Source organism: Winogradskyella sp. ECml5-4 (genome assembly GCF_036903175.1).
In the GTDB taxonomy this organism is placed as follows: Bacteria; Bacteroidota; Bacteroidia; order Flavobacteriales; family Flavobacteriaceae; genus Winogradskyella; species Winogradskyella damuponensis.
The window spans coordinates 166,805-176,070 of the sequence record NZ_JAYJLF010000011.1; the positions used below are offsets into that span (position 1 = coordinate 166,805).

At 32.4% G+C, this 9,266-nt stretch carries 8 protein-coding genes and 1 tRNA gene; 2 read left to right on the forward strand and 7 right to left on the reverse strand.

All coding sequences use genetic code 11. The features are described from left to right. Window positions 1-136 precede the first annotated feature (136 nt). The gene (gldJ, locus tag VDP25_RS13355; protein WP_334470581.1) at window positions 137-1,825 is read left to right on the forward strand and encodes a gliding motility lipoprotein GldJ; all 1,689 of its coding nucleotides are present in this window, start codon (window positions 137-139) and stop codon (window positions 1,823-1,825) included. Between the two features lie 65 nt (window positions 1,826-1,890). After that, window positions 1,891-3,171, forward strand: coding sequence for a UDP-N-acetylmuramoyl-tripeptide--D-alanyl-D-alanine ligase (locus VDP25_RS13360; protein ID WP_334470583.1), 1,281 nt, complete (start codon window positions 1,891-1,893; stop codon window positions 3,169-3,171). A gap of 507 nt (window positions 3,172-3,678) precedes the next feature. Here VDP25_RS13360 and VDP25_RS13365 read toward each other — a convergent pair. From VDP25_RS13365 to VDP25_RS13395, 7 genes are all read right to left on the reverse strand, one after another. Further along, entirely contained in the window at window positions 3,679-4,098 is a 420-nt protein-coding gene (locus VDP25_RS13365; protein ID WP_215927555.1) for a hypothetical protein, read from the reverse strand. Between the two features lie 11 nt (window positions 4,099-4,109). Further along, window positions 4,110-4,529 (reverse strand): GreA/GreB family elongation factor, encoded by a 420-nt coding sequence (locus VDP25_RS13370; RefSeq protein WP_334470585.1) that lies wholly within the window; start codon window positions 4,527-4,529, stop codon window positions 4,110-4,112. A gap of 14 nt (window positions 4,530-4,543) precedes the next feature. Continuing rightward, the gene (locus tag VDP25_RS13375; RefSeq protein ID WP_334470587.1) at window positions 4,544-5,860 is read right to left on the reverse strand and encodes a Glu/Leu/Phe/Val family dehydrogenase; all 1,317 of its coding nucleotides are present in this window, start codon (window positions 5,858-5,860) and stop codon (window positions 4,544-4,546) included. Between the two features lie 172 nt (window positions 5,861-6,032). After that, a complete protein-coding gene (locus VDP25_RS13380; protein WP_215927549.1) occupies window positions 6,033-6,197 on the reverse strand; it encodes a hypothetical protein in 165 nt (54 codons plus the stop codon). 183 nt (window positions 6,198-6,380) lie between these two features. Then, a complete protein-coding gene (locus VDP25_RS13385; RefSeq protein ID WP_334470590.1) occupies window positions 6,381-7,703 on the reverse strand; it encodes a sigma-54-dependent transcriptional regulator in 1,323 nt (440 codons plus the stop codon). An 8-nt stretch (window positions 7,704-7,711) separates the two neighbouring features. Then, the gene (locus VDP25_RS13390) at window positions 7,712-8,803 is read right to left on the reverse strand and encodes a sensor histidine kinase (protein ID WP_334470592.1); all 1,092 of its coding nucleotides are present in this window, start codon (window positions 8,801-8,803) and stop codon (window positions 7,712-7,714) included. 129 nt (window positions 8,804-8,932) lie between these two features. Beyond that, window positions 8,933-9,007 (reverse strand) — tRNA-Val (locus tag VDP25_RS13395). Between the last annotated feature and the right edge of the window lie 259 nt (window positions 9,008-9,266).

A 9,266-nucleotide genomic window follows, 5' to 3' on the forward strand; every position in this document is an offset into this window, starting at 1 on the left:
CGAAAAAAGTCCGTTGTTGTGCTCAAAAAAAAGGATGAAATGCACATTTTTTTGCAATTAGACGCGAAAAAAAGTTGTCAGTTTACCTTTAATTGTTATATTGCGACTCTAAAATTAAACGAGCTTACTTAAACGTATGGATATGAAACATGTCTCAAACCTAAAATTTCTAATAGCAGTAACGCTTTGCGCTTCAATTGTAAGTTGCAACCGTTCTTCTAATTCTGGCAATGTAGATACTGCCACAGGATGGAAAATCAACGATAAACAAGGTGGTTTTCAGTACAACACTCAATTTAAGGAACAAGAAACACCTCCTGGAACTGCATTCATTGAAGGCGGAACCTTTACAATGGGTAAAGTAGGTGATGATCCAATGCACGATTGGAATAACACTCCAAATCAACAACATATTCAGTCATTCTACATGGATGAAACTGAAATTACTAACCTAAATTATCTTTATTATTTAGATTATTTAAAAAGTGTTTATCCTCCAGATAACCCAGATTTCGCACTTATATACAAAGGTGCACTTCCTGACACATTAGTTTGGAGAAATCGTTTAGGTTATAATGAAATGATGACAGAAAACTATTTACGTCATCCTGGTTATGCAAATTACCCTGTTGTTGGTGTAAGTTGGATTCAAGCTGTAGAATATGCTAATTGGAGATCTAACCGTGTAGCTGAATTATCTTTACAAGAAGCTGGTTACATTAAAAGAGATGCTCAATATACCGATTTGAATGCTGAAAGTACTTTTGATGTTGATACTTATATTAACGCTCCTACAGAGACTTACGGAGGTAATTCGGAGGTATTAGAAGGTGGAAAACGTAGACAACAAACAGATGCAGATGGCAATCCTGTTAATATTTATGCTAATAGAGAATCTGGTGCAATCCCTGTAAAATACAGACTACCAACAGAAGCAGAATGGGAATATGCCGCTTTAGGTATGAGTGAATTACGTAGCTTTAATGTTTATAGAGGACGTAAAAAATACCCTTGGGATGGTCAATATACAAGATCTGGAAAGCGTGTAAATCGTGGAGATCAAATGGCTAACTTTAAGCAAGGAAAAGGTGATTATGGTGGAATTGCTGGCTGGTCTGACGATGGTGCAGATATTACTGCAGAAGTAAAAACATACTCACCAAACGATTATGGTTTATATGACATGGCTGGTAATGTTGCCGAATGGGTTGCCGATGTTTACAGACCTATTGTTGATGACGAATTCAATGATTTCAACTACTATAGAGGAAATGTATATACTAAGAATGCAATCAATGAAGATGGTACTGTAAAAATTGTAACTGCAGATGAAATTGTTTATGATACATTAAGCAACGGAAAAATTGTAGCTAGAGATTTACCTGGTGAAATCGCAAGAGTTCCTGTAGATGAAGAAGAAACTTATTTAAGAACTAACTTTAGTAAAAGTGATAACATCAACTTTAGAGATGGTGACAAACGTTCTTCTCGTTACTACAGAGAGAATTTTGATGAAACAGAAGGTGGAGCAGCAAAGAAAAATACCACTAGCAAAATGTACAACTCACCAAAACATAGAGTTGAAACAGATTCTGCTGAGGGTAAATTAATTAGAGAATATGACAAATCTAATAGTAGAACATCTTTAATTAATGACGAAGTAAGAGTTTATAAAGGTGGTTCTTGGAGAGATAGAGCATACTGGATTGACCCAGCACAACGTCGTTACTTCCCACAAGATATGGCAACAGATTATATTGGCTTTAGATGCGCAGTATCTAGAGTTGGTTCTAAAAGCCAAAAAGGTGGAAAAAGACGTAACTAATAAACGTTAAATAATATTTTAAAAAGTCCTGATAAATTTATCAGGACTTTTTTATTTTTAAGCTCATGAAAATAGACGATATATATCAAAAATTTAAAGCCTGCACAGCGGTTTCTACAGACACTAGAAAACTTCAACAAGGCTGTATGTATTTTGCGCTTAAAGGGGATAATTTTGATGGCAATCAATTTGTAAATAAAGCTTTTGACGGTGGAGCAAAATATTGTGTTATAGATGATAAAAATGCTTTAATAAGCGATGATTGCATCTTAGTTGAAGATGTATTAACAACACTTCAAAAGCTTGCAACATATCATAGAAAGACAATTAACATTCCTATTATAGCTTTAACTGGCAGCAATGGTAAAACCACTACAAAAGAGCTTATTAATGCGGTTTTAGAAACGACGTACAAAGTAAAAGCTACAGTTGGAAATCTAAACAACCATATTGGTGTGCCATTAACCTTATTAAGTTTTACAAAAGAATTAGACTTTGGAATTGTAGAAATGGGAGCCAATCACCTAAAGGAAATTGCTTTTTTATCGGGTATTGCACAGCCTGATTATGGTTTAATTACCAATTTTGGAAAAGCACACCTAGAAGGTTTTGGAAGCATTGAAGGAGTTATTAAAGCGAAGTCTGAATTGTATGATTTTTTAATGCAAAATCAGAACAAAGTCTTTATAAACACTGACGACAAAAAGCAAGTAACTCAAATTGCTAACTATAATAATGTTAGTCATTTTGGATCTCATACGAATAATGATTGTATTGTTGCTTTTGAAAATGCAAACCCCTATGTCACCATAACATATGATGGTATTACAATTGAAAGTCAACTTATAGGCGATTATAATTATGGCAACATAGCAGTAGCTGTTGCGATTGGAAAATATTTTAATGTAAGCTCTGATAACATACAAAAAGCTATTGAAAGTTACCACCCAGATAATAACCGCTCTGAAATTATAGAAAAAGGCAATACAAAAATTATTCTCGACGCTTACAATGCCAATCCTACAAGCATGTTAGCAGCGCTTAAAAATTTTAAACAACTACAAGTTAAAAACAAGTTTCTCTTTCTTGGAGATATGTTTGAATTAGGTTCTGAATCTGAAAAAGAACATCAAAACATAGTCGATTTTATTGAAGATCATTTTGAAAAAAACACATATTTAATTGGTAAAAACTTTTATAAGACCAAAACCAAAGCATCAACACTTAAGTTTTCAACTTATGAAGATTTAAAACCACATATAGAATCGCTTCAACTTAATAATGCTACAGTTTTGATTAAAGGGTCTCGCGGAATGGCTTTAGAACGAATTTTAACATTATTATAAAATAAATAGCCGTGAAAGAATTCTCTTTCACGGCCTGCTATTAACAACAAAAAAATAATTGGGAATTACCCTTTTGTAATCTTAAGTAAAAATTTAAGTTATTCTCTTCTGTACTTTCTTAGAGACAAGTAGAATTTATTTTTAAAAGTATTACACTCATCAACGAGCTTCATATAACTTATCCGCTTCTGTTCATGGAATCTTAATCGGTTTAAATCATATTCAGTTTTCCCATATTGATATTCGGTTTTCAACTCTTGCTCGTACTTGCACAAGATGGCCATATTTAAGACATTCTTTCTTCGAATGGCTTGAATAGTACTAGAAACAGAAGCCTTTTTAATAAGCTGTTTTTCTATAACACTAAAATGATCCAGTTCGTTATTAAAAAATTCTAAAGTATTAATCCATAGATTTAATTCGTTTAAATCTTTTTGTATACACAATTTTCTTTGCTGATTAAGTTGATGCGATAAAACGGTGTTCAAAAGCTTATATGATATAAGATTAATTAATTTTTATAAGTGTAAACTTTCCTTGTACTTTATTAAAAAACTCATCTTTAAGCCTCCTGTATTTATCCAAGTGATATAGGTAACTTCTCCTATAACTTTCGTGCTCATTAATGTATGCCATATCGCATTGTGTATCCTCACACTCTACAATGTTAGATCTAGAATTTGAATATTTTATAAGTGCTTCTAATAGGATTTCGTTTTCAACTTTCTTTTTTTGAAAACGCTCCTCAACACTATAGTCTTCCAATTTTTCATTTAGATCTGCGGTGCAAATATTAATAAGGTTAACCAACTCTTTTTTTATATACTTTAAATGATTAATCCAATTACTTAACTCCATAGTGTTGATTTTATGTGTTACATCAACATCTGAATCGTGATGAAAAATTTCAGTATTTAAAGTTGTCATATCTTATATTTTTACATTACAATATCTAATCCACTAAACGTTTCTTCTTGGGTTACATCAATAATTTTTAGCTGTTGTTTCCCTCCTGGAAAATCCCAAAAAATGGTATCCTCTTTTGAATAACCAATTAATGCAGATCCCATTGGTGTAAGAATAGAAATCTTATTTTGTTTTATATTTCTTTCTGTTGGAATTACAACTTGTAACTTTTTTTCCAAACCATTTTCTAAAACTAGCGTCACGATACTATTAAATCTAATAATATCCTTAGGCATTTCTTCTTCACTAACAATCTGAGCTGTTTTTAGCTCTTCTGACAGTTTCATTAAACATTTTTGAGTTTCATGGTCTTCGGCATAACCCGATACATTTAGTATACGTTTTAAGTAAACGTATTCTTTCTTTTCAATTATTAAACTTCCGTACTTCATGTTTTTACATTTATTTATGGAAAAATACCTCTTTGTATATATGCTTTTTCTATACGTTCAATAGCAATACAAAATGCTGCTGTACGCATATCTATATTTTCATTTTTAGAATAGTCATAAACTTTATTAAAAGATTCTTTCATCTTTTTGTCAAGTTTAGCCATAACTTCATCTAGTTGCCAAATTTCACCATTTCGGTTTTGCAACCATTCAAAATAACTACCTACAACTCCACCTGAGTTACATAAGATATCTGGTATGATAGTAATTCCTTTGTCTAAAAGGATTTTTTCACCTTCTACATTGGTTGGGCCATTTGCTCCTTCGGCAATAAGTTTTCCTTTTATTTTTGATGCATTTTCTTTAGTAATTTGATTTCCTAAAGCAGCAGGAATAACAATATCACAATCTAAACCAAAGAACTTATCTTTATTAACGGGCTTTGCATCAGGAAAATCTGCAATACTACCTTCATTGATTTTAGTATATTTAGAAAGCTCTTCAACTGCTATACCTTTTTGATTTTGAATACATCCATATGCATCTTGTACTGCTACTAATTTTGCTCCGTCTCTTTCTAAAAAAAGAGCAGCCCAATAACCAACATTACCAAAACCTTGGACGATAAATTTCTTTCCTTCTAAATTTACATCGTTTTTTTCTGCCCAGAATTTGATAGTCAAGTACACTCCGTAACCGGTTGCTCTATCTCTTCCTTCAAGTCCACCACTTCCATCTGGTTTTCCTGTAACTATATGCTGGTTTGCATTACGTTCTGCTGGCGGACGCGTACTCATATAAGTATCTGCTATCCATGCCATAGTTTGGCTATTGGTATTCACATCTGGAGCAGGAATATCGTGTTCTGGTCCAATATTATCTGCTAAAGCAAACGTAAAACGTCTTGTAATACGCTCTAATTCGCCTTCAGAATATTTAGAAGGATCTAATTTAATACCTCCTTTACCACCTCCATAAGGCAAACCTGCCAAAGAAGTTTTCCATGTCATCCACATAGCTAAAGCTCTTGCAGCATCTAGATCTACAGTTGGATGATAACGTAAGCCTCCTTTATATGGTCCTAATGCGTTATTATGTTGTACTCTGTATCCTGTAAATATTTCCACCTCACCATTATCCATTTTAACTGGAAAATTCACAAGAATTTCATTATTGGTTATGCTTAATATTTTTCTAATGTTTGGATGTAAATTGATTTGGTCTGCAGCACTATTAAACTGCTCCATCACGTTATCCATCATACCTCTTACAGGTACTTTTTTTGTCGCTTTTTTGGTTGTTTTTTTCAAATCTGCTGTTAATGTTGTCATTGTAGTATGTTTAAATTTTTATTTGAAATAGCGATTAGTTATCGATCTTTCATGATATTTCTCAATGATATATTTATTTCTAGAAACTTCTTTAGCAGATTTTTTATCTACTAGATTTCGAGTTTTAAATACTGATATTAATGCGTTAAAAATCATAATTTATTATTAAATATTAAGCTAATTCTAGTTCCTGCTTAGGCTGTTGTACTTTTTCTAAAAAAACCTCTTCTGATTTAATTTCATCAAACTCACTACAAGACCAAACCTTATCCTTTTGTGCTGTTAAAACACAATCGTTGCGATGCATGCAACTCGGACAAATATTAAAATGATTCATAATAAATACTATTAATGTTATTTGTATAGTGAAGCAATGCTTGTGCCAAAACAGCCAATCGTGGCTCTGCAAAACAACAAAAGCCTGTAAACAAAGAATAGTTAGTGACTTGAATTATAAAACACAAAAAAGAGATTGGTACAAAATTACCCAATAGAGTAAAAAAGTACCAGTTAAAGAATATTATTCTGAAAGTTTTTGACGAATTGTTTTTCGGTCTATTTGAAGAATTTCTGCAGCCTTAGTTTTATTATTATCTGTAGCGCGTAAGACCTTTTCAATATATCTTTTTTCAATGACTTTTAACGGCTCCAATTTGTCTTTAGAAAAATTTAAAGTGTATTTTAAATGTTCAGGCAAATGTGCTACGTCTATAATTTTATCACACATAATCACTGCACGCTGAATAATATTTTCTAATTCTCTAATATTTCCTGGCCAATCGTAACGTTTTAGAATTTCCAAAGCTTCTGGTGTAATTTTAAGAAATCTATCTTTATACTCTACTCCATATTTAAAGAGAAACTTATCTACTAATAACTGAATATCTTCTTTTCGCTCTCTCAAAGGTGCTATTTCAATTTCGACAACAGTTAACCTATAAAACAAATCTTCTCTAAAGGTTTGCTTCTGTAGCATATCACGCAAATCGCTATTAGTTGCCGCTATAACGCGTATATCTACTTTTTCTGCTTTTGTTGCCCCAACTTTAACAACTTCTTTTTCTTGTAATACGCGTAACAACCTTGACTGAACTGCTAGTGATGCATTACCTATTTCATCTAAAAAAATAGTACCTCCGTTAGCAGCCTGAAAAAACCCTTCTCTATTAGTTTCTGCTCCTGTAAATGCACCTCTTAAATGCCCAAACAATTCTGCTTCTAAAAGATTTTCTGGTATTGCTCCACAATTTACAGCAATAAATGGTGCTCTTGCAAACTTACCTTGATAATGAATTGCTCTAGCAACCAACTCCTTTCCCGTACCACTTTCACCTTTAATAAATATCGTAGCTTTATTATCTTTTACACGCTCAATGACCTGAATGACATCGTTTATCTTTTCTGAATTACCTATAATTTCCCCGTAAGAAGACTCTTGATCGTCTTCAGATTGGTTAGGTTTCCGGATTTGATTATTAGAAATAGATTTATCTATTGCAGATTTTAATTCATCCTTTGTAAATGGCTTTGTTAAGTAATCTACCACTCCTGATTTAATTGCAACTAATGAATCTTGAACTGAAGGATAACCTGTAACAACTAATTTTTGCAATTTTGGGTAGTGCTCTGACACAAACTTAATAAGTTCTGAACCATCTAACTCAGGCATTTTTAAGTCTGTAATCAATAAGTCTATTTGTGAATCTCGCAAAATTGTTACGGCTTCTTTTACTGACATCGCCTTAAAAACATGATAATTCCACGATTGCAAATGACGCTGTAACAACTCTAAGATGTTAACATCATCATCTACAATAAGTATATTTTCTTTGCGTAACTGCATGGTGTCATTTATTCTTTTGGGAGTATTATTGTAAATATAGCACCTTTATTTGGCATATTCTCAGCTGTTATTGTGCCTTTATGAGACGCTACAATGCCATGTACAACACTTAGCCCTAGTCCAGAACCATCTCCTGTAGGTTTGGTTGAAAAAAACGGCTGAAACACTTTATCCAAATCTTCTGGGTTAAATCCTTTTCCTTCGTCAAAAATTTTCAAAATGATATCCTTTTCTGTTTTTTCAGCCTCAATGGTTACCAATCCATCTTTTGGAGAAAAGTAAATGGCATTAATTAATAAATTGAAAATAATCTGTGTGAGCTGAATAGGATCTGCCTTTAACCATAATTCTTCTTCTTCAATTTTTACAAGATACTTTACATGCTCTTTTCTAAAAGTTGCATCTAATAAGTTTATAGCATTTTTAATATTGGGCACAATGTTAACACGTTTCATTTCTTGCGGCATTTCGCAAGCAAAAAACATAAGCTTCTTTACTACTTCTCTCGAAAAAACTGCATTTTGAATAATTTTATCTAAATCTGATGTTGCACTTTTATTATCTGCTAAATCATCCTTAAGTAATTCTGCAAAGCCTAAAATATTTGCTAAAGGAGTATTAAGTTCATGCGCTATTCCGGCAGTAATTTCACCTAAAATCCCAAGACGATCTGCACGTTCCATTTGCCGTTTTAAAGACGCTTGGTTTTTCTGAATCTCAATACGCTCTAACATGTTTCCAACCATGAGAGCGACATTATCTAAGAGCAACTTCTCTTCATTTAAAAAATCGTTCTCGCTATAATTTACACCATTTAAATGCGCACTAATTTCACCTTTAACCTCATTAAAAAGTTTAATTTCAGAAGTAATAAAAACAGACTTTCCTTGTCTTTTTTCAGTTACAACTTTGTTATGCTCTGTTTGTATTATAATTTGGGTGTCTTCAGATTGTTGAAATGCTTTTTTTAAACTAAAAGCTACAGCTCTTAATGTGTCCTTAAGCAACACGATATTAACATCTCCTATTATGGATGAAACTTCATATAGACAAGTTAACTCCTTAATACGTTCTTGTAATGCTGCTTCTGTAGTATTCATATCTCAATTAACAAATATACTTTCAAAAAACAAAACATAATTATCCAATAAATTATATAACAGCAATGCTCTGTAATTTTTAAACGAAAAAACCCGATTTACAATTATAAATCGGGTTTTCTAATAATGTGGGTCATACTGGATTCGAACCAGTGACTTCCACGTTGTCGACGTGACACTCTGAACCAACTGAGTTAATGACCCTTTGTAATTGACTTTAGCATTTTTTAAACAAATGAACTTAATCTTAGATGCCCTTGAACGCAATTGCATCTGCTATTGAAATATTGAATCAGTTAGGTAATTCTTAAAATATCTGTTTTATAAATTACCAAAACTAATAACGGATCAAGATCAAAAGTTGTGTTTAAGCAAAGATTGTAGTTAATCTAAACAGAAAGAATTCCACATTCTTGACCCCTCTAAACTGTGCCCTGAACGCTTTTATTTTAGCATTGAAAGA

Excerpts from the sequence above, each read along its gene's own strand:
- VDP25_RS13375 (WP_334470587.1), bottom strand. The coding sequence starts at position 5,860 with ATGACAACATTAACAGCAGATTTGAAAAAAACAACCAAAAAAGCGACA.
- VDP25_RS13370 (WP_334470585.1), bottom strand. The coding sequence starts at position 4,529 with ATGAAGTACGGAAGTTTAATAATTGAAAAGAAAGAATACGTTTACTTA.
- gldJ (WP_334470581.1), top strand. The coding sequence starts at position 137 with ATGGATATGAAACATGTCTCAAACCTAAAATTTCTAATAGCAGTAACG.
- VDP25_RS13380 (WP_215927549.1), bottom strand. The coding sequence starts at position 6,197 with ATGAATCATTTTAATATTTGTCCGAGTTGCATGCATCGCAACGATTGT.
- VDP25_RS13390 (WP_334470592.1), bottom strand. The coding sequence starts at position 8,803 with ATGAATACTACAGAAGCAGCATTACAAGAACGTATTAAGGAGTTAACT.
- VDP25_RS13360 (WP_334470583.1), top strand. The coding sequence starts at position 1,891 with ATGAAAATAGACGATATATATCAAAAATTTAAAGCCTGCACAGCGGTT.
- VDP25_RS13365 (WP_215927555.1), bottom strand. The coding sequence starts at position 4,098 with ATGACAACTTTAAATACTGAAATTTTTCATCACGATTCAGATGTTGAT.
- VDP25_RS13385 (WP_334470590.1), bottom strand. The coding sequence starts at position 7,703 with ATGCAGTTACGCAAAGAAAATATACTTATTGTAGATGATGATGTTAAC.